The following is a 23,146-nucleotide window of genomic DNA, read 5'->3' as shown; positions in this document are numbered from 1 at the left end:
TGATGTTTAGTGCTTACTGTGCTCATACCAGTAGCCAGTACAAATGTAGTCAGTGACCATAACCTCAAGGTCAATGAATACAATGAGAATACAGACTAGGTATCATCTTTTCTTAAAAGTCTTTTGGGCAATGAAATTATCAAACTTCTAATAATGACAAACGATGGTGAAGAGGTATGCATCAAAGCAGTTACTGAAGATGCATGCGTTACCATCTTTGGAGAAATTGATAATAACGAGGAAATTGGTGAAGCAATAATCATAGGAACGAACGAAAAGATAGTTCAAAATGTACTTACTTTCAATGATCCACTGGGAACATTTCTTGATGCAAAAGAAAATGATGAAATCGTGATTGAGCCAGTGGGCCTTGTGAACAATGTCACATTTGCCGTAGCAAATGTGTTACTAAAATATTCACAACTGCTTGGACTGACATAATCAGTCAAATAACAAAGTGATGTTAAGTAACTAAGGTCAGCGAATATCCAATTCGCTGGCCATTTCCCTATACGACCGACCCTTGTCGGTTGTAATGAACATATTTCCTTTTTGTTCGATGAGTTCCTTTTCTTCCAGTCTTATAAGATATTTATTTGCAATTGTGGAATTCAGGTTCGCTCCATAAACTATTTGGGTCTTTTTTGCCCCATCTGCAGCTAACTTTAAGATAGCAATTGTTATATCCAGCCTACTCCTTCTAATAGTAATGCCCCCAGCATTCTATTCAAATAGTACCACTTAAACCAATGACACAAAGGTGTATTGGCAATACTCTATTAATTACTCAACTCATTGTCAAGAACATATTTAACATCATCGATATGTAATTGTTCTCAGTAAATATGTTACTAATTAGATACTAAGAAGAACAAATAAAAACTACCAACAACAGTTAGATTTATAATTAATAGAGCAATAGGTGTATCGTTAATATCTCAAATGCGGAGTAAACAAGTGGTCAACGGCAGTAGGCTCAATATATCCCGCTAAAACTTAGAGATAAACACACAAAATACACTGTGCGAGAGTAGCCAAGCGGTCAACGGCGATGGACTCAAGATCCATTTTCGCAGGAATTCGTGGGTTCGATTCCCCCCTCTCGCACCATTTTCAATATGTAGCCTTTTCTGATTTACTCTGCTAGGATCATGTTTTTGTCGTAATCTGACATCATTTTGCAAGTTGGATTATTTTCACATGAGTTAGATTGCTATCAATATGCAAATAATAATAAACACAGTTTTAGCAAAAGCAGCATCATTGCCGCCAACACAGAGTTTTTGCAGAGCGATTGCAAAATCTCCATGATTTTTTTGTGACTACCACCCATCCTTTAGAGAATCTTAGGATTGCAGTGTTTCAGACTTTAGACAGAAATAGAAAAGATTATAAGAGGTTGGAATTGAGGAGTGTTAAGGAGTATAATTCCAATAACTTAATGGGTGGTATGTGTGGAGAAACGTATTGCCAGGCAAAATTGGAAATCGAGAGGTTGGTGGATTATTTGTAGGTTTTGGAATTAAGCCAGGTGCATATTGACTTCGAGGTATGAGGTTAAAATATGAATATTGCAGATGTCTTCTTAAACAATAATGGACAATTAAATTTGAATGCCATTGGTGTTATCTTAACTGCTATTGGTGTTATCGTTGCGATTATTTTACCTTTGCGGAGAGACATCCAATCTGGAAAAAATAATAAAATTAATCAATTTCATAAAGAAATGGAGAAACTTGTTGCTCCATTATATTCTAAAAAAGACGATACATATATTTTTGTAAAATTGCAGCTACACAGTCAAAACCGTGGGCGTGAAGGGTATAAAGATTATTCAACTTTTTGGGAGAATATTGAGCGATATAAGTATCTAGGGCCAACTGAATTACGTTCAGCACTAGATAATTATTTAGAATCCACAGATGATGGAATGAGTGATGAATCTTATCAAAAAGCAAAAACAGAATTAGTTGAAGTAGTCGAAAATAGATATGCTGAACTTGAAAATGTGATTTCAAAGCTCGGAGATAAAATATAGACTTTTTGAAAAATTGGATGATTCGGTAATATTCCTCTGAAGAAAAAAGTGAAATTCGTAACAACACCTACTTCCCCGAAAACTCCCTATCAAAGCCTGTTGTCCTCTTGGTGAAATGAGACCCATATACCTACATACATTTTTTGCTCACAAAATCCAAATGCTTATTTCTCCCAATCTCATTCATAATAGCAATCGGAATAAAATAAATAATAAAAGGGTCTATTACCGCGAAATCATAGAATACTTTAAACATACTCATGCAGGAGTTAGAATCCCTTCTCCCGCACAACACCAAAGGTGATCTTTTTTGTCAAATCCAATAGAACGTGATACCGTTGTATCAGCCATTGTTGATATTTTAAGAGAGGCAGAGACCGTGCTGCCACAGGACGTTGTAGATTCGCTTCAGAAGGCTGCATCAGAAGAAACATCCCCTGTTGCAAAGGAGCAACTTGAAGCTATCCTTAAGAACATAGAGATAGCGAGTACCAGAGGAGTTCCCATGTGTCAGGACACAGGCATACTCATATTCTTTGTAGAACTTGGGCGCAAAGCCTTGTTGGATTTCAGTCTGGAAGACGCCATACTCGAAGGTGCGAAGAAAGCAACTGAATCTATCCCACTGCGCCCGAACGCTGTAGACCCGATAACTCGTGGAAATAGCGGAGATAACAGCGGAATGGGCATCCCTGATATAAAATACGAACTGGTTGAAGGAAGCAGCATCAAGATAACTGTTGCACCGAAGGGTGCAGGTTCTGAGAACATGAGTGCTATCAAAATGCTCAATCCAACTGAAAAGGACAGGATACGCAATTTTGTCCTTGAGACAGTGCTGAACGCAGGTGGCAAACCATGTCCCCCTATAATAGTTGGCGTAGGTATTGGCGGCTCCTTCGACAAATCTGCAAGACTTGCAAAATCAGCCCTGCTTGAGGATGTTGACAATATGAATGAAGAAGAGCGAAGTCTACTTGAGGACATCAACTCCCTTGGTATCGGACCAATGGGACTTGGCGGAAAGACAACAGCACTTGCAGTACACATGAAAAAAGCTCATTGTCATACAGCATCTTTGCCGGTGGCAGTGAATATCCAGTGCTGGGCCAATCGTCATGCTTCAGTCACCCTTGGCGGTGATGAATAATGGAATACAAACTTACCACACCATTGAAAAAAGAAGATATCAGCAAGCTCAATGCCGGTGATGTAGTTTATCTGAGCGGGACCATATTCACAGCCAGAGATGAAGCCCATGCCAGAGTCCTGGAAATGGCAGAGGAAAAGAAAGAACTGCCTTTTGACCTGGAAGGTGCTGTCATCTATCACTGCGGCCCCCTTATGAAAGAAACTGACGATGAATGGGAAGTCGTTGCCGCAGGGCCCACCACAAGTGCCCGAATGTCAAAGATGACACCAAAACTTCTCGATATACATGAAGTTCGTGCCTTTGTGGGAAAAGGCGGAATGGACAACGTTAAAGAAGCCATGGAAAACAAGGCAATTTACCTTGCCTTCACAGGCGGATGTGCGGCATTGGCCGCCATTAGCATCGAAAAAGTAATCAAGGTCCATTGGCTGGACTTAGGGATGCCGGAAGCTGTGTGGGAACTACATGTAGATAATTTCGGACCGCTCGTTGTTGGGATAGACTCACACAACAATGACATGTTCCTGGAAATTAGTAAAAAAGCAAAGGCGGCTTATTCTAAAATCGAATAAGCCATACTGTTCTTATTTTCAGATCAGGAAAGTAAACACAAACCATGCAATCAGTGTCAATATAATAGAGTGTTTTAAACCAAGTGACACTGAACCTTCTCCCATCTGTCCTGCCACCAGTCCGCTCATGAATCCCTGAATGACAGATGCATGTAACATCAGACGAGTGTACGCTGCCGGATCAAAAGCTCCAACGAACGTGCTTCCTGCACCGGCTGCGGATGCAGCCTTGCCCGCTTCTGCCATAGTTGGTACGAATGTAGCAGTAAGCATGGCTATTACAAAAATGAAAACGAAGAATGACATGTAAGTGATGACCACATACACCATCATGTTACCGCGCCTTTCGCGCTCCAGCATTTTCACTTCTCTTGCATCACGGGCAGCAGCTTCAAGAACAGAAGATACACGACCTCCAGCCGTGCTTGCCTGTGTAATAAGGGAGACTGACCTTACAATAATAGGAGTTGATATCCTCACTGCAAAACTTCTCAGTGAATCTTCGAAAGATACACCCCAGGACATTGCAGAATCCATACCCTGAACTTCTTTGGTCAGAGCACCATATTCGCCCTTGGCAATAGTATTGACAGCATTTGGAAGAGTTAATCCTGCCCTGCTCATTTCAGATACATCCCTCAGGAAAGTGGGAAGGTATTCCTCAATTGTACTGGTCCTTTTGTATTTTTTATGAAAAGCAATGGAAGGAGGTGTTATTGCTATGAGAACTGTGAAAATGATAACGTCATCTATTATTGGCGTACCCCAGGTAGCGGCCATCCCAATTGCAAAAAATGCCAATGCCAGAGGGATACTCAGGACAAACGTATATTCAGGATTTATGCTAAGTGTTTTGAGAGGATCCTTGAAGAAGTCTTTTACAAGCACATTTTTCGTTGCTTCCTCCATCTTTAAGTCTATCAGATCATCTTCAATTATGGATAGTTCTTCCTCTGTAAGCAATTCTTTAGAACCCAATTTCCGTTGGAAAATATCAAGTATTTTCATTTTATGCCTCCGGAGTAAGCATACTGATAACTACAACGTACATTATGCTGCCAATTGGTATCAATGCGTAAATTATGATATAAAGGTAGATCATCTGTGCATTTCCCATAATGGACATGATGGATATAACCACCACAAGGAAAAGCGGACCTGCAACAAAAGCCGTTACATAGGTTTCACCCATAAGACCCAGTGTCTCAAGGAATTCCTTCTGGCTCTGGCGGTTTTCCATGATATACTGATCAGTCTTTATGCGGAAATATGACTCCAATTGACCTCCAGAAGTCACAACCGTAATTGCACCCTGCAGAAAGTCCTGCAACGCACTGGATGGAGTTGTGGCTGCAAGATTCTTCATCGCACTAACCAGATCATGACCAAGGATCTCAAGGTCACGTACCAGATAGCGGCATTCAACAGACATCTCGCCATAGATATCATTAATTGCAAGTGATCTGAAAAGATCAACAGGAAGTACACCTGCACCCGACATTGCTGACATATAGTTCACAGCATACGGAAGCATGCTGTCGATCCTTCTTTTGCGGTCACCTGCCATTAAAGAAGGATATATCTGGAACAATTTGTAAACAATTATAAACACCACAGCAGTGAAAATAACTCCAAATACCAGTCCAAGTACGATGGACTTGTATTGCAGAAATGGTGCAACCCATGCGGGAAACATAATTCTTGTAGCCTTTATTTCAGGAACTCCAAATACCAGCAAAAGTAAAGAAACACCAATAAGAGATATGAATGCACTAATTATAGAACTCAATAATGCACAGGACATGTAGACATCATAAGCCATATCCATTCTGTTTCGCAGGAGACTATGGCGAAGGCCAAAGAAATCAAGTCTTTTCTTTTCGTAGTATTTGCCGAAAAGATTGTAAGCTAAAACCGAATATAAATTAACCATCCAATTCCTGCCTTACGATTTTCATTATCATTTCCGGCTCACGGTTATACGCTACCACTATCTTCGCAAAATCCTTGAAGTTTGAAATCTTTTTATTACGTGCCCATTCCAGGATGTTTTGCCGTTGTTTTAACTCATCACGAACCTTTTCTTCAGTCCAACCCCGGCTTTCCATTACACCTTCGACTACATATGATCTGCCAGAATACTGGAACATATCTCTTGCAGCATCCCAGACGAAAACATCATTTGTAAGAAGTTCACCTGTTCGGGGGTCCACACCTACGATCTCCGTAAGTGATTTACAACGCCTTACACGTTCACCGCCAACCTTAACCTGTACCTGAATTGCCACTAGATCAAGGGCCTGTATCATAATCCTTGGCACGTTGATAGGAGGATTCTCCAGCCTGTGTACCACAGATTGTACAGAATCAGCATGCATTGTTGAGAATGTAGTGTGACCTGTGGACATTGCCTGGAAAAGCACATATGCTTCAGCTCCTCGAACCTCACCCACAATAATATATTCAGGCCTCTGCCTCAAAGACGCCCTTAGAAGCTCATACATTTCAATGGAACCTTTGTCCTCACCGGAAAATGCCTGTCTGGTAACTCCGGGAATCCAGTTTGGATGCGAGAGATTCAGCTCCCTTGTATCCTCAATGGAAACTATTTTCATTTCCGGCTGGATGAAAAGTGAAACTGCATTCATTGCAGTGGTCTTACCAGATGCCGTTCCTCCGGCAAATATCAGACTTTTATTAGACTCTACAGACAGCCATAGATAAGCCATCATTGCAGTTGAAAATGTATGGAAATCAACAAGATTTGTAGGACTTATCGGATTGTCTTTGAATCGCCTTATGGTAAAAGTACTACCACGGGTAGTGATCTCCCTGCCCAGTGTCATCTGGATACGTGAACCATCAGGCATAGTAGCATCAAGTATTGGCCTTGCAATCGATATATGCCTGCCACATATCTGGGCAATCCTGATAGCAAAAGAATCCAATACCGCATCTGAAGGGAATTCTATGTTTGACGGTATTGAATTGTACTCTTTGTGATAAATATAGATAGGAGTATTCGGACCATCACAGGAAATATCTTCCAGGTATTGATCCCTCATCAGTACATCGATCTCACCATAACCTACAAAATCACGAACAATATGATACATTATTCGCTCTCTTTTTCGTGGTGAGATATTTATACGATATTCCTGCAAATATTTTACAACATTTTCTTTAAGAAATGCCTCTGCATTCTTACGGGAGATCTCTTTTAGATTTACATCAAGGGTTTCAATGAACTTCAGTTTGATAGCTTCCAGAAGTTCCTGCTCTTTTTCAGTCAGAACAGCCTCAATAGCCTGGTATTGGTACTCATGAGATTCAGGGTCGTATGCAATCCTTATATAACCATACAAAGGATTAACCTCGTATAGCTCTACTTCCTTGAAAGGACTGTCAGCAGGAATAGTAAGATCTACTATGGGCCCATGTTCTACGATATTATAAGGCTCCATTACAAGAGTGTTACGAGAAAATAGTTTACTGGCACGATCCAGCAGTGAACCGGTTTCTTCCTCGTCCAAAAATAATTCATCATTTATAGGTTCTTCTTTATAGATCTCTGAAATGATATTCTCCCAGAATGAATCCTTGTCATATGGAACATCATCTTCATAAGAAGGAATATAAAAATCTTCAAGCTTGCTTTTTAAACTCTCTATACTCACAGGCTCTGAATCCGGCAAAATCAGTTCTGCAAGTTCATCGATAACGTCATCCTCATCCGCAGACATCAAAGTCACTAAAAGATCATCTTCATCATCTGTGTCTTCAATATCCTGATGTTCTATTTCATCCTCTGCAATAGACACATCATTTTCTTCAATGAGGTGCTTCGCAGGAAATACGTGATCCATATCCTCAACTGCGCCTTCAACTGAGACTTCAGAGTTTAATGAAGAGGCTTCTTTTCTCTCAGAAGCAGATTCAGAGTATTCAACCCTCATCGCCTCAATTGGAAGACCGCTTGTATCATCCTTGTCTTCAGTTTGGTCACCTGAAATATTACTCAATATTACCAACCCCAATACTACTGGTCATTTTATTATCTTCCAAATTGATTTTTTTAAGGCATTTTTGTCTTCAATTTAATCGAAAACTCATTTCTTGTTTTTTGACAATGAGAATCTCTTGCCCTTCTTTTTCTTTTCCTTAACTTCTGTTGAAATATCCTCGACCGAAGATTTTATACCTGCGATCTCAGCTGCCTGCCGATTGAAGCCGACAGCCACTGGTGAACCAGGGTATTTCATAACAACTGGTGTTTTAAAAGCCAGAGAATTCTTTACGCTATTCTCTTCAACTATGGTTTCCAGTATCCTGAGGCCAAGGGTCGTTTCTATCCTTTCATTGCTTAACTCATTTTGAGTAACGCCTGACCTGTTAATGATGACTCCACGGAACTGTTTTCCCATGTTGTCAGAAATTGTTTTTATTTTCATTGCGCCTGCAAGAGAGATGATGTCAGGGTTTACTACCTGAATGATTTCATCTGCAAGTGATATGGACAAAATTGAATTTTTGTTGATACCGGTTGGAGAATCAATGATAATGTAATCATACTTTTCTTTTACATCATCTACGATCTCACTGATAACATCAGTATTTGAATTTAAAAAACTATGAAGAGAAATGCTTCCTGGTAAGACACGTAGATTATTAGGCCCGTCATATATTGCGTCTTTTAACTCCGCAGTCCCTGCAAGAACATCATGAAGACTTGCTTTTGAAGCTTCGATTCCCAACATCAGCCCAATCGTGGGCATTCCAATGTCAGTGTCTATTAATAGAGTATTTTTTGCGAATCCTGCAAGTGCAGCACTGAGATTTATAGCAGCTGTAGTTGTGCCAACACCACCCTTCCCTGAAACAATAGTAAAAATTGTTGCCGTCATAAAATACCTCGATAGATGATTACAATGAGTTATTCCCTTTTCATTTGAAGATCCAGTAATTAGTACCACATAAGTATATTCAAGACTTAATACAACTCATAAATATAAATACATATCTATATTATTTGAAATTTCGACATGCATAAACGAATTATTGATATATGATCAGACATCATCATACTCATATGGCACCTGATGACGAAAAAGACATTAAACTATTTCTATATCATGCAAAACAATGTGACCCAAAAAAATGCACCGGCAAGAAAATGGCAAAATTTGGGCTTGTGACCCTTTCTGAGAAAATAGAAAGGATACCTTCAAGATCCATATTACTTGACCCTATGGCTGAAAAAGCTCTTTCACCCGGAGATAGTACTAAAAAAGGTATAACTGTTCTTGACTGTTCATGGGAAGAAGTTGAAAGGGTATTCCCACAACTCCTAAGGATGAAACTCGAACACCGTGCACTCCCATACCTTGTGGCTGCAAATCCCGTGAATTTTGGAAGACCTTTCAAACTCACATCCGTAGAAGCATTTGCCGCTGCACTATACATACTTGGAAATAAACAGCAGGCAGAGAAAGTCATGTCCAAGTTCAACTGGGGCCACACTTTTCTCGAGCTGAACCACGAACCTCTGGAAGAATACTCAGAAGCTAAGGATAGCAGGGATATCTTAAGGATACAAAGTGAATATATGTAAATTCGTGAGTGTTTTAATAAAGGATGTAGCGAAAAATGATACAAATAGGAGTCATTGGTGCCGGCTCATGTGATGATGCTCTGAGAATTACAGCAGAAGAAGTAGGGGCTGAAATCGCAAAAAGCAATGCAATACTGCTTTGTGGCGGGCATGGCGGAGTAATGGAAGCATCAGCATCTGGTGCTAAAAGAGAAGGTGGGACTACAATTGGCATTCTCCCCGGAGAGAGTCGTATAAGTGCAAATGCTTACATTGACATTGCGATCGTGACTGATATGGGGCATGCCAGAAATGTAATAATAGCACGATCTGCGGACGTATTGATAGCCGTTGGAGGCGAATATGGCACACTCTCAGAGATAGCGCACTCGCTTAAAATGGGGAAAACTGTGATCACACTTGAATCTAAATGGGAAATTGATGGCACTGTTAAAGCAAAAAGTCCGAAAGATGCCGTCATGATGGCAATTAACAGCATCAAATAAGGAATTTTTTTATTCGATCCGGAATAAATCAAATTATAGTCTTATATTATAACTCAAGGTCAATACCTATGGGACAATGATCAGAACCCATAACATCAGGCAAAATGAATGCGTCTTTTATCTGATCTTTGATATTTTCACTTGCAAAGAAGTAATCAATTCTCCAACCAACGTTTCTTTCTCTTGCCCTTGTCCGCATGCTCCACCAGGTATAATTATCTGGCTCAGTATTATACATCCTCAGAGTGTCCACATAACCCTTGTCCATGAGTTTATCGATCCAGGCACGCTCTGAAGGCAGGAAACCTGAAACCTTCTCGTTGTCTTTTGGACGGGCCAGGTCAATTTCCTTGTGGGCAGTATTAACATCGCCACATATTATGAGTTTCTTACCTCTGGATTTGAGCGTGTTGGCATATTCAAGAAAAGCATCATAGAACTCCATTTTATATGCAAGTCTTTCAGCAGACGCTTTGCCATTAGGAAAATATATGTTGAAGAGAACGAACTCACCGTAATCAGCAATCTGGACGCGGCCCTCACTATCAAATTTCTCGATACCAAATCCACATTTGATGTTAATTGGTTCTTTTTTAGTGTAGAGTGCCACTCCACTATAACCTTTTTTCTCGGCAGAAGCAAAATAATTATGATAGCCATCGATTTCAAGCATCTCGGAGGGAAGTTGTTCCCTGCGGGCTTTTGTTTCCTGAATACAAAGTATATCAGGTTTTTCTTCATTGAACCAGTCAAGAAAACCTTTTTTGTGAACTGCCCTGATGCCATTAACATTCCATGAAATTATCCTGGTATTGGTCATTTTGTGTCTCCGGAATTCTTGCTGATTATTTGATAACTTATCTATTAAGTATCTTGCTTAATAGATTGCTTTTTTCTTATCCCCGTGATTTTCATTTTAAAATCAGAACAAACAATATATAGTTCTAAATAGGTATCAATACTAAACAAGAATAATGTTTAAATAATAATAATTATTATTTAGGATATGTTCTTACATGGATTATGTGAGAGCAGGAAAAACAAAAAAGTGGGACCAAAATGAAAAAGGCAGACATCAAGTACACAAACCAGCGAATCGAGATATTGGATTTTCTCAGAGAATTTGATGGTCATCCCACTGTCGATGATGTCTATGAGGGAGTAAGGCAAAAACTAACGCGAATCAGCAAAGCCACAGTTTATAGTAACCTAAAGTTTCTGGCTGAAAAGGGCCTGATCAAGGAGGTGAACATTAAGGGAGTTTCGAGGTTTGAATCCAATCTGATACCTCACCACCACACAATATGCATAGAGTGCGGAGAAATAACAGACTACGAATCGGAAGAACTTAGCGATTACGCTATGAAGATAGCAGAAAAAATAGATGACTTTAAAATAGAATCAGCAGACACTAACTTTTACGGAATATGCAAGAAATGTATGGAGATGGAGTAATATGGAAGAAGAAATAGTAACAATGCCACTTATAGGCGATGATGCACCGTCATTTAAAGCAAAAACAACAATGGGAGAAATCAATTTTCCAAAAGACTACAAGGGAAAATGGGTAATCCTTTTCAGTCATCCTGCTGATTTTACCCCAGTGTGTACAACTGAATTCATGACCTTTGCAACGATGCAGGAAGAATTCAGAGAATTAAATACAGAACTTATAGGACTTTCCATTGACAGTATCTATGCACACATTGCATGGTTGCGAACCATCAAAGAAAAGATCGTGTACAAGGGAATGAAAAATATCGAAGTTAATTTCCCGGTTATTGAAGATCTTAAGATGGATGTTGCAAAGAAATTCGGAATGGTGCAGCCAAATGCGTCAGATACCCAGGCAGTAAGAGCAGTATTTATGATGGACCCAAAAGCAAAGGTAAGGGCAATCCTGTACTACCCACTTTCCAATGGTAGGAACATGGATGAGATCAAGAGACTGATTCTGGCAATGCAGAAATCCGATTCAGAAAATATCGCAACCCCTGCAAACTGGCAGCCAGGAGATGATGTGATCATTCCACCACCAGGATCATGCGGAACTGCAAAGGAAAGGGTTGAGACAGAAGAAGAAGGAAAGTACTGCCTGGACTGGTTCATGTGCCTCAAGAAACAGTCTTAAATAGATTAGTTAACTAATAGAAAAAGGTGACCATTATGGGAACAAAAGGCGTGGAAATTTTAGAGAATTTGGGACTGGACATAGCAGACCTGATAGAATCATTAAACAAGGCATTGGCCGATGAATGGCTTGCATACTACCAGTATTGGGTAGGATCAAAGATCGTTAAGGGCCCTATGAGAGAAGCTGCTGCTGCAGAACTCATCGAACATGCAACTGACGAGCTCAGACATGCAGATATGCTTTCTAACAGGATCATGCAGCTTGGAGGAACACCTGTACTCTCACCTGAAGAATGGATGAAAAAAGGTAACTGCGGATACGAATCACCTGAAGATCCATTTGTAAAGAGAATTCTGGAACAGAACATAAAAGGTGAACAATGTGCAATTCAGGTCTATAATTCCATACTTGCAAAAGTAAAAGATAAGGACCCTGTCACATACGAAATAATACTGCAGATCCTCACCGACGAGATCGAGCACGAGGACGACCTTCAGTCTGTTCTCGAAGATATTGAACTTATCCAGAAACAATAAGCTTTAATGAATTACAATTTACATCCTCCTGACATGTACTAAATAACAGGAAGGATGTAACAATTTTTTTTGCTTCATTTATAATCAAATTGCAGCGTGATTTTTTAAATAAACATTAGCCTGCAAGAGTACATACTTCTAGCGACAAATGCAAAGAACCCATACTTTGATTTGCTCAAAATTCTATCTTAATTTTAAACGTAACTATTCAGCCTAGCTCACTTCCACCAAGCTGATTTCTTCATCCACGATCAATTCTGCAACTTTGGAACAAATGAATTGCCATAAAATATTGCACTAATTGCATCGATAACAGATTCAGAATTCTTATTAACAGTAGACACGTATCCTCTTATACGGCAGAAATTTTTTGCACCCTGTTCACTGCGGAAAGTACCTGATATCTTCTGCTGTACTTTCGTCATTCTGATATCTCTTTCAGCCTGATTGTTATCAAACGGAACGTTTTGGTCGTACATAAATCGTAAGATATCCTCTTTATGGCCAATAAACCTATCCAGCAAATTCTTTACCGTGGTCTGCTTCTTACGTCCTCGTTTTTTAGACCGCACATTTGATTCCGGATCAGGAGGATTTTCATTCACTCCTAAACAAGTTATGTGATCATAATCCTCACTGAACCTTTGAATTAGCTCAGTATCTAAAAGATCATTATCAACATGATGTTTAATGCATATCAAGAGATCACTCATTATCTTTGGCCACTGTTGATCCCTGTTTTCGGAAGCTCCAGTTAACTCTCGTAATAAATGTGCATTACATAATGAATGTTGACATTCATATTTGTTGTACGGTTTCCAAAAATCATGTGTTGCAACACCAGTGTAACCTGGTAATATGCCCATAGCATCCATTGCTTCTGAGCCCCTTTTGCGATGTGCAAAATAATAGGTCAGTTTGTCTGTACCTGCCACATGAAGCCAATTACGAACTGCATTTATTCTCATTCCTGTTTCATCCAGATTGATGACAGGAGATTCTTTCAGGAGATGTTTCACTGTATTTTCAAAAGCTCCAAGCTTCTCAAAACAACTACGTTCCGTGTTCACCAAAGTAGCAGGACTTATCTTGCATCCCAAAATATCAGAGAACAACTTGGTAACACGCTGATAAGGAAGTAATTGGTAAGTGTGCAAATAAACTGCAAATGACTTAACTCGATGACCGTATTGAGTCGGCTGAGTTACACCATCTGGAAAAAGAGCTTTGTTTACATGAGAACATTTGGGACATGTTTTAATCTCGCAACGATGTTCAATGCAATTGATAGTTATAGGAGGAATGTCAAAGACCTGTCTTCTTTCATAGTTAGAGGGAACAGAAGCTAACGATCTCCCACAATTGACGCATTGATTAACAGGATGAACAATAACTTCATCCGGATCATCATTTATTCTTAATGTAGTACCAGGATGACCGTTTTGACCACCTACATGCTTATTGGTCTTTTTTCTTTGACTTTTAACGGTTGGTTTATTCCGTGCATAAGAATCAGTAGAAGGTGGTTTGCTACTGTTGCGACTATTCTTTTCAAGCATTTCTTCCAAATGCCTGACACGCTCTTCAAGTTGTGCAATTTGGAGAGATTGATGTTCAATTATCCCAAGTAATCGAGTTACAAGTTCTACTACTGCTTCTGGACCAGCTTCATAAACTGCAAGTATTTCTTCGCGGTCTATACAAATCCCCTCAGATTGATAGACGTTTTTTATGATATTTTACTGAATATTTTTTAACACATAGAATGAAGCCATAGTATATTGTTTTTTGCATCATTAAAACAGTCAGGCTGAATAGTTACTTTTAAACAAAAATTGTAAATTTGATTAAATTGAGTAACATTAATGAGAATGATCAATACTGTTCTTTGTGAAATACAGAAGATCATACACGAATTTCCAGCCTTATGCATGACATGTATCTAAGGCTGTACTACTCTGCTCACAAAAATATTGTTTGCGATAGATATATTTAGAAGAATGTTTGTTAGACTAAAGCATGGGGTTTGTGTAAAAGTAAACTTTTTTATGCATATCCTTATAATCAATACTATGTTTATCATATAATCCATTTATTTGATCGATCACGGAGATAATTATGCATCTCATCATAGCAGAAAAACACATCGCAGCAAAAAGAATAGCAGCGATCCTGGCCCCAGGGAAGACAAAACAAGTTCGTGTGAGCGGAGTAGACACCTATGAATATGAAACAGAAGCGGGAACTAAAATATTCATGGGACTTAGCGGACACATAGTGAAACTTGATTTTCCAAAAGCCTATAACAACTGGCAAAAAGTAGAAGCAAGCGAGCTTATAACTGCGGATGTAATCACTACATCAACACAGGTAAAGATAGTAGCTGCGCTGAAAAAACTAGGGAAAACAGCCACCAAAGTAACAATTGCAACTGACTATGACAGGGAAGGAGAACTCATTGGAGTTGAAGCTCTTGACATCATCCTGAAGGTAAATCCTGATGTCGAATTTGAACGTGTTCACTACAGTGCAATTACTCCAAAGGCCATTGATGATGCTTTTTCAAATCCTGTAAAAGTTGATTTCAACCTGGCAGATGCAGGACACTCAAGACAGGTTATAGACCTTGTATGGGGTGCTTCACTTACACGTTACATATCCCTTTCTGCAGGACGTCTTGGGAAGATGTTCCTTTCAGTAGGAAGAGTACAGTCACCTACTCTTTCACTTATAGTGGAACGTGAGAAGGAAAGGGATGCTTTTATCCCGCAACCCTATTGGGAGCTCTCAGCAATGCTTGAGAGTAAAAAGGGAGAACAGTTCAAGGTAGAGCACCGCACAAAGCGTTTCTGGGACAAGGCAGAAGTTGACGCAGCACTGGAAAAGATATCTATAGGTGACGATGCTGTTGTGACTGACGTCACAACTTCCGAAAAAATAGACAAGCAACCGACTCCTTTTAACACTACCGAATTTATCGGTGCCGCAAGTTCCATCGGTTTTACAGCATCCAATGCAATGAGGATCGCTGAAACACTTTACACCAGCGGTTGGATATCATACCCCAGGACCGATAACACTGTATACCCTGAAAGTCTGGACCTCAGGGCACAGATAGAGATATTCAAGACAGGTGCTTTCAAGCAATACGCACTCAAATTACTTGAGAAGAAAGAACTTGTACCTACAAAAGGCAAGAAAGAGACAACTGACCACCCCCCTATTTTTCCTGCATCCCTTGCCAAGAAATCTGAAATGAACGAGCAGGAATGGAAACTTTACGAACTTGTTGTCAGGCGTTTCTTTGCAACATTTGCCGACCCGGCAAAATGGGAAACCATCCGATCAAAGTTTGACATAAAGGAGGAGGAATTCAAGGCGAACGGTGCAAGACTTGTTGTTTCCGGATGGAGATGGTATTATCATTACAATGCGCCTGAAGACAGACTTTTACCAGAGCTTAGTGAAGGCGATAAGCTCAATGTGAACGAAGTAGAAGTCGAGGCAAAAGAAACACAACCTCCTGGAAGATACGGTCAGGGCAGACTTATAAGAATCATGGAAGAGATGGGACTTGGTACCAAAGCAACCCGTCACGAGATCATCAGTAAACTTTATTCAAGAGCCTACGTGCATGGAAATCCTTTACAGCCTACCAAGACCGCAATTGCTGTTGTTGATGCTCTTGAGAAGTTCGCACCCACCATTTCTAAACCAGATATGACCAGCAAACTTGAAGCTGATATGGACAGGATAGCAGAAGGTGAGATACCTGAAGATGATGTACTGAATGAATCCAGGGAAATGCTGGAGCTGATGTTCAATGACCTTGAAGGAAACAAGGAAGATATCACTGAATCATTGCGTGCTGGTCTTCGAGAGGATAAGATCATTGGTGTTTGTTCTAAGTGTAAGTCCAACCTCATGATAATGAGATCAAAGAGAGGATCCCGTTTTATAGGATGTGACGGGTACCCCGACTGTAATTTTGCACTTCCCCTTCCACGATCAGGACAAATTGTGGTTACAGATAAATTATGCGAGGAACATGGTCTGTACCACATACGCATAATCAACTCCGGTAAAAGGCCATGGAACCTTGGATGTCCACATTGTAACTTCCTTGAATGGCAAAAAACACAGGAAGAAGAAAAACAAAAGCAAGGCACTGACAAGGACAAGGAACGCCCAAAGACAATTAACGATATATCCGGAATTGGGAAGGTTACCGCGGAAAAACTTACTGATGCTGGAATTTGTAGCGTGGATGATCTGTGCACTGCTGATGCTATAGAACTTGCAAAAGTTACAAGTATACCTGTTAAGAAATTAAAGAAATGGCAGTCTGAAATAGATTGAAAGGAGTGAGGTATACATGGAACTGGAATTCAAAGGTGCATGCAGGGAAGTTGGAAGATCGGCAGTCCTCGTTGATGATAAACTTATGATGGATTACGGAGTGTCTCCGGGAGAGCATATAAAGTACCCAGTGAATGGGTCACGTCCTGAGGCTGTGCTTGTATCCCATGCACACATAGACCACTCTGGTGCGGTTCCAAACCTAATGGACCTTGAACCTGATATCTACATGACACCACCTACTTTTGACCTCACACATATGCTGGCAAATGATACATTGAGAATTGCGGAAAGGAAAGGAGAAATACCAGCATATGATTCTATTGACCTCTCAAAGTTTGTCCATAAAACAAAACAAGTGGATACGGGAGTTGAATTTCACACACATGGATACGATGTTGAGTTCCTGAATGCAGGGCATATTCCCGGTGCATCAGCGATCCATGTCCGGGATAAAGAGGGTAAAAGCCTGTTCTATACAGGAGATATCAATACTGACGACACCCGACTGGTTCTCGGTGCAATTGACTTCCCTGATTCAGACATACTCATAACTGAAAGCACATATTTTGGAGATGACCATTCCCCACGAAAAGAAATTGAGAAGGAATTCATCGATTCCGTACAGGACACTCTCAACATTGGAGGCAGTGTTATAATTCCAGCCTTTGCAATCGGAAGAACGCAGGAAATATTGATGCTTCTGGATTCCTATGGAATCAGAGCCTATGTTGATGGAATGGGAGTACAGGCATACAAGATCATGTCAAAACATCCTGAATACATACGCAACCCCACCCATCTTAAAAAAGCATTTTCCAATGCCACCATGGTGACTGGTCGTAAAAGAAACAGAATTGCCCTTGAATCTTCCGTAGTTGTTACTACAGCCGGAATGCTCAACGGCGGACCTGTGCTCTATTACATCAATAAGCTATACAAGGACCCAAAATCGAAGATAATACTTACAGGATACCAGGTGGAAGGTACTAACGGCAGAATGGCATTGGACACCGGAAACATAGATAATGATGGAATTGTCCAGCACCTTAAACCAAAAGTAGAGCAATATGATTTTTCCGCCCACTCCGGAGACAAAGAGCTTAAAGAAATGGTAAAGGAGTTCTGTGACAGAGGGACTGAACATGTCTTCACTATGCATGGAGACGACTGTGAAGGATTTGCAGACTGGGTTAAAGAAGAAATAGGCGTTGAGGCATTCGCACCGGAAATAGGCGAGCGCTTTACACTATAAACCAAAAATATCAATTCACAAACAAGAAGAACTTTGATATTTCATATCATCGTTCATCTTTTTAGTATTTATCATTGCAAGCTTAAGATTTTCTATTGCCTCGCTATGTTCAGGATCGATCAGGAGAACCCTGGAAAAACATTCTGCTGCGTTTTCATATTGTCCAAGACCAAAGTAAGCAAGTCCTTTTTTATTCCATACAACAGCAAACTTATTATCAAGCTCAATTTCTTTGTGAACCTTGCTATAGCAGTTGATGGCTTCGTTATGATCACCCATTACTTCAAGTATATCGCCTTTGTTTACCCATGCATTCTCATTGCCAGGATCAAAGGCAAGTATCCGGTTATAACATTTGATGGACTCTTCATATTCACCCATATTGAAGAGAACCACACCCATATTGCATAAAGCATCAACATCATTTTTGTTGAGAAAAACAGAGTTTCTGAAGCATTCCAACGCCTCTTCATCCCTACCAAGAAAAGAAAGTGCTATACCCTTGTTGTTCCAAACGAGTGCTATAGCCTCATTACTCCATAGTTCAGGATCCAGATGCTCACACTCCAATATGAGCGAAAAATATTCAAACTTCTCTTCCGGATCTTCGGCATCAAATGCTAATTTGAACCATTCTTCCGGCATATCAGGATCCATTCAGTTAACCAACTCCAAAACAAATAACATGATTCTATATACCGCCATAAAGCAGTGCATTATAACTTTTATTTTTTCTCAATGTACATAACATATTAATTAAGCTATCGAAATTATTCGGATAATAAAGGTAAAAATGCCAACAATTAAAGAAAAAAGGATATGAAAATGAATTTTGTGATTTACTGAAAACAATCAACAAACCAATTTTACATCTTCCTGACCCTTGCGTAGATCATCTATGTGAATAAGCCTGTTAGCATCGACACCTACCAGACACATGCCTTTCTTGTCCATTGCCCAAACGTAATGTCTGTCACCTATATCTTCAGGTATTTTCTCAGATGGTAGTTCGGCAGGGTTAATACTGCATGCCTGAAGACCCGGATATTCATCAGGATTAAGTTCCATTATTGTAACCACTTTCTTTAGCAGTGACAACAGGACATTTATATCTTCATGATCCCATTTCCGAATTCTTTCACACATAAGAGGAATCAAAATTTTTGCCACACCGATATTTGCCAGTATCTTATGTGAAAGGCAAATAGAAGCATTGTCATGTTTAACATCGTCATTCGGCCCACGGAAGCAGAAGATACCTTCACTGACCATTACGTCAAGGTCCAATGGGTCTTCAGAACCCTTTATTGCACTTTCCACGACCTCGGTGTCAAGATCATACTCATTAGCAATTCTTATGATAGCTTTTTTTATAACGATATCATTGTCTATCATTTTAACACATCCCTTCAAGCGGAACTATCATTATCATCAAGGTTTTCATGATTAACATTATCCAGTTTTGTCATATCTGAGGGGATATTTATGTTGACAAAACTCTTAAGGCCTTTGTCTATTTTTTTCATCACATCGGCATCCAGGTACAGAACATCGTCCAGAGAAGATACCGGAGCAAGTATGCTCCTGTGTCCTTCCCCCATAGTATGTTCAATTGCCACCAGCATCTTATCCTTGTGATACACAGAATGCAGTGGCTCCTTTGTCCCATACTCACTAATGGGTATCAATGCATCGTGTTCTTCCACCATATTAAACATCATATCAATTAACTGCCCATTAAGAAACGGCATGTCACATGCTACCGTAAAAACATAGTCACCACAGGCTTCCTCAAAACCTGCAAGCATTCCTGCAAGTGGACCTGCATTTTTTATCTTATCTGTTACAACTTTTCTGTCTACGAGATATTCAGAGAATTGCCGCACCTGCTCACTATCCCTCAGAGACACGATAACCTCATCAGAAACTTCATCCAAAACAGCAAGTGTGCGTTCCAGCAATGTGTTGTCCTGATACATCATCAACGCTTTTTCCCTGCCATTAAGACGGGCTCCTAAACCACCTGCCAGCAGTAGTGATGACCTTTTCATAATCATTAACCTCTTATTTTCCAGATTCAGACAACTTCATCTATGCAAGCCCTCTCCTGCGTTCACTCTTATACTCTTCCAGAATGGACTGGACTTGTTTATGTTCTTTTTCCTTGCGCCGCTCATCGGCTCCTTTTTGCCATTCTTCTATCGCACCCTCAAGGATTCCGGGTTCTACAGAAGCGAGGTCACCAATGAGATGAATCTGTACATCTTTTAACACAGGAACATTGCCTTCATAAAAATATTCAAGTGCCCCGTGTGGCATGTCTTCACGTATGATAACTGCCTTGATCTTTGCTTCAACCAGCAATGAAGCCGTTACAGGACCTCCACCACTTGGATCTCTCAGGTAAATTACATCATTTTCCCTGATGCCGTAAAGCTCAATAGTGTGCTGTATCGCTTCCCGCGTGAACGATGAGATGACCTTTACCGGAAGTCCCTCTCCCCTTACTTCTTTTTTGCGTATCTGCTTGAGGCGTTTGTTTTGTTTGCGCTGGTTACGCAGGGATTTTTTCATTTTGCCAAGCTCTTTGTTGAGACGCTCTATTTCATTGTCCCTTATATGAATCTCTTTTTCCCGCCTCACCTGTCGGTAAATTGACGTTTTGACCTTTTTGATGCGCATTTCCAGTTGCTCAACAAATCTTTCCTTTTGTCCAGCCTCGTATTTGAGTTCAGAAACATAATCTTTGAGCTGCTTTATCTGGGAATTCCTATGCCTGAGCTCCTCACGCAGTTTCTTTATTTGTTCATCCACATCGGCAGGTTCTTCTTTTTGCGTTTCTGCCTCCGGCTTCATTCTGATCTTTATCCTTGACTCGGATGCAACCTTTTCGATGGCCTCATCTATGGACTCACCGTTTATCACATGGAACTTTATACTGTCGATATCAAGATATTTAGGAGCTCTCTTCCCAACCTTCGAAAATACATTTTTGTACGCTTTGTACGCGGATAATGCTGCAGTGAGTGAATCACGCTCATGGTCATTGGAATATCCGAATTGTCTGGCAATTGCTATCTTTTCCTCTGCCCGTATCTCACCACCCGGAGTCCAGATAACTGCATTGAAACTGCGGCGTATCTTTTCAACTGCTGATGGAACAGGATAGACATCCGTGGCTACAAGTATTGGTTTACCATATTCAGCTACCAACCTAACAACCTCATCATGTGAGATACCGCGTGTGCTATCAGAAAGAAGCAATTCTCCGTCAAGAGAAATAATAGCAATTCCTACGGTTGTGCCGGGGTCTATTCCGACAATCGTGTATTTGCGTCCTGTTTTTTTGATAGGTATATACTGTATCTTGTCCCTTTCAACATTTTTGACAGTAACCTGGGCATCAGCATTAGCAGAGGGTTTGACCGGCACAAGCTCACGTCTTGCATTTACAGTAAATTCAGCCCGGACATATCCACCAAAGCCCTCAGTAATATGTTCGGAATAAGTAAAACCCGTTTCTCTGGAGAACTTACGCAGGGTGCTCTCGACCTCCCTGCTCTTTTCCCTGACAGCCCCATGGACTTTTCTTCGATAGCGGTTCTGGCTCCAGCCACCTCTGCCAAGTGAACGGGCACGACTTACTTTTATGCGGGTGATATCTTCAAAAAGAGAGACCTCAGCACCTACTCCAAGACTTGCAAGAATTGCACAGGCTTCAGCTTCCTGATTAGGATCCAATTGGTTGAAAGAGAGACCATGCTCCTTTGCCAGACGAAGCAGAGATTTCTGATGAATACCTCCGGTGACCTGCACCAGTTTTGTATTACCTGGGAGTTTTTCAAGAAAACGTATTAGCTCCCGTTTATTTGCTGCGAGCTCAAAAATATTATCAACTGCAATATAATCAGGCCGGTCCTTGTTCAGCATACGGAGTATCCTGTGTAACCGGACCATTGTGTAATGGTTTATCTCGCCATCCCGAAGAACGGCAACGGCATATCTGGGAACCTCCTGTGCCCTGGAAGAGCCCTTTGCTATGTCAATGCCGTATATGACACCGTTTTGCATACAGTTTATTTTATGTCATTACTATGATATATTTATGACTCCTGACCATCTTTTATATGCGATATAACCTCGCTCAAATCCATTTTGATGTTGTATTTGCGCTTGAAGTGTTTGAGCACGTTGGATACATCCCTTTCAAGCAACTCATCCGCATGAAGATGGCTTATTTCCACGCACTGAGGCCAGTCGATGAATTGCACTCCACCCTCGATAACGAAGATGTTGTACTCGCTAAGGTCAGAATGAATGTAACCTTTTTCATAAACTATGCCTACCTGCCTGATGATCTCGTCAAGGAACCATTGCGGTTCTGCAAGTTTTGTCCTGTACAGAAGAGTCCCTTTTGCAACATCCATGACAAGAGCATGGCGATTATTGTCAATTAACTCTGGAACTGAAACATCAGGATATAGTTTCCTGATAATCTCTGCCTCTCTTTTTGCAGCAAGTCTTGCAGCATATATCCATGAGAAATGTTCCTTGCCCTCAAGATGAGAACGTAATCTTTTGACATTCTTAAAACTGGTCCGTCCTTCCCTGTGGAATTTCAGGATAACACCCCGAGGCTCTCCCAGACCAAGCTCAGGTTCCTTCACAGCTTCATGAACCACAGATTCCTTACCAACACCTATCTCATCACCAATGGCACTAATGGTTCCCCTCTTCACAAGAGCATTAAGAGCAAGTGTATCATAACCATCGAAGTATATCTGATAACCTTCATATGGCTGGTTGGTCCCGATAACCATATTGTTCCTTATAAGAGCTTTCATCTTATACACAAGAGAAGAATACGGCAAGCGAGTGAACTTCATTAACTCCTCCACCGGCACCCATTCAAAGTCCCTCATGCCTATCTCAATACCGGTGAGTATGCGCAGATCCTTGCTATCCATTTTCTTGAATAACTTCACAACATCGTCTATCATTTG

The 23,146-nt window shown here is 40.5% G+C and carries 23 protein-coding genes and 1 tRNA gene; 12 read left to right on the top strand and 12 right to left on the bottom strand.

Annotation, left to right across the window (positions count from 1 at the left end; all coding sequences use genetic code 11):
• The first annotated feature begins 153 nt into the window (after positions 1 to 153).
• Entirely contained in the window at positions 154 to 441 is a 288-nt protein-coding gene (locus WN948_RS13205) for a hypothetical protein (protein ID WP_342304648.1), read from the top strand.
• Between the two features lie 36 nt (positions 442 to 477).
• Here the strand turns inward: WN948_RS13205 and WN948_RS13200 are convergent, their stop codons facing one another.
• A complete protein-coding gene (locus WN948_RS13200; RefSeq protein WP_342306485.1) occupies positions 478 to 690 on the bottom strand; it encodes a winged helix-turn-helix domain-containing protein in 213 nt (70 codons plus the stop codon).
• Between the two features lie 334 nt (positions 691 to 1,024).
• Here WN948_RS13200 and WN948_RS13195 point away from each other — a divergent pair.
• From WN948_RS13195 to WN948_RS13180, 4 genes are all read left to right on the top strand, one after another.
• A tRNA-Leu gene (locus WN948_RS13195) sits at positions 1,025 to 1,110 on the top strand.
• 454 nt (positions 1,111 to 1,564) lie between these two features.
• Positions 1,565 to 2,038 (top strand): hypothetical protein, encoded by a 474-nt coding sequence (locus WN948_RS13190; RefSeq protein WP_342304647.1) that lies wholly within the window; start codon positions 1,565 to 1,567, stop codon positions 2,036 to 2,038.
• 310 nt (positions 2,039 to 2,348) lie between these two features.
• On the top strand, positions 2,349 to 3,188 hold the full coding sequence (locus tag WN948_RS13185; protein ID WP_342304646.1) for a fumarate hydratase: 840 nt from the start codon (positions 2,349 to 2,351) through the stop codon (positions 3,186 to 3,188).
• Positions 3,188 to 3,763, top strand: a complete 576-nt coding sequence (locus tag WN948_RS13180; protein WP_342304645.1) for a FumA C-terminus/TtdB family hydratase beta subunit — start codon at positions 3,188 to 3,190, stop codon at positions 3,761 to 3,763. Before WN948_RS13185 ends, WN948_RS13180 begins: the two co-directional genes overlap by 1 nt.
• 18 nt (positions 3,764 to 3,781) lie before the next feature.
• Here WN948_RS13180 and WN948_RS13175 read toward each other — a convergent pair whose 3' ends face one another.
• The 4 genes from WN948_RS13175 to minD all read right to left on the bottom strand — a co-directional run bounded on the left by WN948_RS13175 (position 3,782) and on the right by minD (position 8,667).
• On the bottom strand, positions 3,782 to 4,771 hold the full coding sequence (locus WN948_RS13175; protein ID WP_342304644.1) for a type II secretion system F family protein: 990 nt from the start codon (positions 4,769 to 4,771) through the stop codon (positions 3,782 to 3,784).
• Between the two features lies 1 nt (position 4,772).
• A complete protein-coding gene (locus tag WN948_RS13170) occupies positions 4,773 to 5,696 on the bottom strand; it encodes a type II secretion system F family protein (protein ID WP_342304643.1) in 924 nt (307 codons plus the stop codon).
• A complete protein-coding gene (locus WN948_RS13165) occupies positions 5,689 to 7,785 on the bottom strand; it encodes a type II/IV secretion system ATPase subunit (RefSeq protein WP_342304642.1) in 2,097 nt (698 codons plus the stop codon). Before WN948_RS13165 ends, WN948_RS13170 begins: the two co-directional genes overlap by 8 nt.
• 87 nt (positions 7,786 to 7,872) lie before the next feature.
• Positions 7,873 to 8,667 (bottom strand): cell division ATPase MinD, encoded by a 795-nt coding sequence (minD, locus tag WN948_RS13160; RefSeq protein ID WP_342304641.1) that lies wholly within the window; start codon positions 8,665 to 8,667, stop codon positions 7,873 to 7,875.
• Between the two features lie 185 nt (positions 8,668 to 8,852).
• Here minD and WN948_RS13155 point away from each other — a divergent pair, with 185 nt between their 5' ends.
• Positions 8,853 to 9,374, top strand: a complete 522-nt coding sequence (locus WN948_RS13155; protein WP_342304640.1) for a DUF367 family protein — start codon at positions 8,853 to 8,855, stop codon at positions 9,372 to 9,374.
• A 35-nt stretch (positions 9,375 to 9,409) separates the two neighbouring features.
• Positions 9,410 to 9,859: a TIGR00725 family protein gene (locus WN948_RS13150; protein WP_342304639.1), complete on the top strand. Its 450-nt coding sequence runs from the start codon at positions 9,410 to 9,412 to the stop codon at positions 9,857 to 9,859.
• Between the two features lie 46 nt (positions 9,860 to 9,905).
• Here WN948_RS13150 and xth read toward each other — a convergent pair whose 3' ends face one another.
• Positions 9,906 to 10,679 carry an exodeoxyribonuclease III gene (gene xth, locus WN948_RS13145; protein ID WP_342304638.1) on the bottom strand — a complete coding sequence of 258 codons (774 nt, stop codon included), beginning with the start codon at positions 10,677 to 10,679 and terminating at the stop codon, positions 9,906 to 9,908.
• Between the two features lie 239 nt (positions 10,680 to 10,918).
• Here xth and WN948_RS13140 point away from each other — a divergent pair, with 239 nt between their 5' ends.
• Genes WN948_RS13140 through WN948_RS13130 form a run of 3 tightly spaced genes read left to right on the top strand, consistent with a single transcriptional unit; the run spans position 10,919 to position 12,529 of the window.
• A complete protein-coding gene (locus WN948_RS13140; RefSeq protein WP_342304637.1) occupies positions 10,919 to 11,314 on the top strand; it encodes a Fur family transcriptional regulator in 396 nt (131 codons plus the stop codon).
• A 1-nt stretch (position 11,315) separates the two neighbouring features.
• Positions 11,316 to 11,990 (top strand): peroxiredoxin, encoded by a 675-nt coding sequence (locus WN948_RS13135; RefSeq protein ID WP_342304636.1) that lies wholly within the window; start codon positions 11,316 to 11,318, stop codon positions 11,988 to 11,990.
• A 35-nt stretch (positions 11,991 to 12,025) separates the two neighbouring features.
• Positions 12,026 to 12,529, top strand: coding sequence for a ferritin-like domain-containing protein (locus WN948_RS13130; RefSeq protein WP_342304635.1), 504 nt, complete (start codon positions 12,026 to 12,028; stop codon positions 12,527 to 12,529).
• A 251-nt stretch (positions 12,530 to 12,780) separates the two neighbouring features.
• Here WN948_RS13130 and WN948_RS13125 read toward each other — a convergent pair whose 3' ends face one another.
• Complete coding sequence (locus WN948_RS13125; RefSeq protein WP_342306395.1) at positions 12,781 to 14,235, bottom strand: IS66 family transposase; 1,455 nt, start codon at positions 14,233 to 14,235, stop codon at positions 12,781 to 12,783.
• 412 nt (positions 14,236 to 14,647) lie between these two features.
• Here WN948_RS13125 and WN948_RS13120 point away from each other — a divergent pair, with 412 nt between their 5' ends.
• Together WN948_RS13120 and WN948_RS13115 are read left to right on the top strand one after the other, a co-directional pair.
• On the top strand, positions 14,648 to 16,888 hold the full coding sequence (locus tag WN948_RS13120) for a DNA topoisomerase I (protein WP_342304634.1): 2,241 nt from the start codon (positions 14,648 to 14,650) through the stop codon (positions 16,886 to 16,888).
• A 16-nt stretch (positions 16,889 to 16,904) separates the two neighbouring features.
• Positions 16,905 to 18,143, top strand: coding sequence for an MBL fold metallo-hydrolase (locus WN948_RS13115; RefSeq protein ID WP_342304633.1), 1,239 nt, complete (start codon positions 16,905 to 16,907; stop codon positions 18,141 to 18,143).
• Positions 18,144 to 18,158: 15 nt separating this feature from the next.
• On the opposite strand, the gene WN948_RS13110 is transcribed toward WN948_RS13115, so the two are convergent.
• The 5 genes from WN948_RS13110 to WN948_RS13090 all read right to left on the bottom strand — a co-directional run bounded on the left by WN948_RS13110 (position 18,159) and on the right by WN948_RS13090 (position 23,143).
• Positions 18,159 to 18,800 (bottom strand): tetratricopeptide repeat protein, encoded by a 642-nt coding sequence (locus WN948_RS13110; RefSeq protein ID WP_342304632.1) that lies wholly within the window; start codon positions 18,798 to 18,800, stop codon positions 18,159 to 18,161.
• A 195-nt stretch (positions 18,801 to 18,995) separates the two neighbouring features.
• Positions 18,996 to 19,538 (bottom strand): hypothetical protein, encoded by a 543-nt coding sequence (locus WN948_RS13105; protein ID WP_342304631.1) that lies wholly within the window; start codon positions 19,536 to 19,538, stop codon positions 18,996 to 18,998.
• A gap of 14 nt (positions 19,539 to 19,552) precedes the next feature.
• Positions 19,553 to 20,194 carry a molybdenum cofactor guanylyltransferase gene (locus tag WN948_RS13100; RefSeq protein ID WP_342304630.1) on the bottom strand — a complete coding sequence of 214 codons (642 nt, stop codon included), beginning with the start codon at positions 20,192 to 20,194 and terminating at the stop codon, positions 19,553 to 19,555.
• A gap of 40 nt (positions 20,195 to 20,234) precedes the next feature.
• Positions 20,235 to 22,214: a DUF460 domain-containing protein gene (locus WN948_RS13095; protein WP_342304629.1), complete on the bottom strand. Its 1,980-nt coding sequence runs from the start codon at positions 22,212 to 22,214 to the stop codon at positions 20,235 to 20,237.
• Positions 22,215 to 22,246: 32 nt separating this feature from the next.
• Positions 22,247 to 23,143 (bottom strand): RIO1 family regulatory kinase/ATPase, encoded by an 897-nt coding sequence (locus tag WN948_RS13090; protein WP_342304628.1) that lies wholly within the window; start codon positions 23,141 to 23,143, stop codon positions 22,247 to 22,249.
• Positions 23,144 to 23,146: the final 3 nt, after the last annotated feature.

This window comes from Methanolobus sp. ZRKC5, assembly GCF_038446525.1.
Lineage (GTDB): Archaea > Halobacteriota > Methanosarcinia > Methanosarcinales > Methanosarcinaceae > Methanolobus.
Note: the sequence above shows the minus strand (reverse complement) of the source record. Positions and strands in the feature narration are given on the sequence as shown.

What these genes read in the sequence shown, in the direction of transcription:
- WN948_RS13205 (WP_342304648.1), top strand. Translation starts at nt 154, where the DNA reads ATGACAAACGATGGTGAAGAGGTATGCATCAAAGCAGTTACTGAAGAT.
- WN948_RS13190 (WP_342304647.1), top strand. Translation starts at nt 1,565, where the DNA reads ATGAATATTGCAGATGTCTTCTTAAACAATAATGGACAATTAAATTTG.
- WN948_RS13180 (WP_342304645.1), top strand. Translation starts at nt 3,188, where the DNA reads ATGGAATACAAACTTACCACACCATTGAAAAAAGAAGATATCAGCAAG.
- WN948_RS13175 (WP_342304644.1), bottom strand. Translation starts at nt 4,771, where the DNA reads ATGAAAATACTTGATATTTTCCAACGGAAATTGGGTTCTAAAGAATTG.
- WN948_RS13170 (WP_342304643.1), bottom strand. Translation starts at nt 5,696, where the DNA reads ATGGTTAATTTATATTCGGTTTTAGCTTACAATCTTTTCGGCAAATAC.
- minD (WP_342304641.1), bottom strand. Translation starts at nt 8,667, where the DNA reads ATGACGGCAACAATTTTTACTATTGTTTCAGGGAAGGGTGGTGTTGGC.
- WN948_RS13155 (WP_342304640.1), top strand. Translation starts at nt 8,853, where the DNA reads ATGGCACCTGATGACGAAAAAGACATTAAACTATTTCTATATCATGCA.
- WN948_RS13150 (WP_342304639.1), top strand. Translation starts at nt 9,410, where the DNA reads ATGATACAAATAGGAGTCATTGGTGCCGGCTCATGTGATGATGCTCTG.
- xth (WP_342304638.1), bottom strand. Translation starts at nt 10,679, where the DNA reads ATGACCAATACCAGGATAATTTCATGGAATGTTAATGGCATCAGGGCA.
- WN948_RS13140 (WP_342304637.1), top strand. Translation starts at nt 10,919, where the DNA reads ATGAAAAAGGCAGACATCAAGTACACAAACCAGCGAATCGAGATATTG.
- WN948_RS13135 (WP_342304636.1), top strand. Translation starts at nt 11,316, where the DNA reads ATGGAAGAAGAAATAGTAACAATGCCACTTATAGGCGATGATGCACCG.
- WN948_RS13130 (WP_342304635.1), top strand. Translation starts at nt 12,026, where the DNA reads ATGGGAACAAAAGGCGTGGAAATTTTAGAGAATTTGGGACTGGACATA.
- WN948_RS13120 (WP_342304634.1), top strand. Translation starts at nt 14,648, where the DNA reads ATGCATCTCATCATAGCAGAAAAACACATCGCAGCAAAAAGAATAGCA.
- WN948_RS13115 (WP_342304633.1), top strand. Translation starts at nt 16,905, where the DNA reads ATGGAACTGGAATTCAAAGGTGCATGCAGGGAAGTTGGAAGATCGGCA.
- WN948_RS13110 (WP_342304632.1), bottom strand. Translation starts at nt 18,800, where the DNA reads ATGGATCCTGATATGCCGGAAGAATGGTTCAAATTAGCATTTGATGCC.
- WN948_RS13105 (WP_342304631.1), bottom strand. Translation starts at nt 19,538, where the DNA reads ATGATAGACAATGATATCGTTATAAAAAAAGCTATCATAAGAATTGCT.
- WN948_RS13100 (WP_342304630.1), bottom strand. Translation starts at nt 20,194, where the DNA reads ATGAAAAGGTCATCACTACTGCTGGCAGGTGGTTTAGGAGCCCGTCTT.
- WN948_RS13095 (WP_342304629.1), bottom strand. Translation starts at nt 22,214, where the DNA reads ATGCAAAACGGTGTCATATACGGCATTGACATAGCAAAGGGCTCTTCC.
- WN948_RS13090 (WP_342304628.1), bottom strand. Translation starts at nt 23,143, where the DNA reads ATGATAGACGATGTTGTGAAGTTATTCAAGAAAATGGATAGCAAGGAT.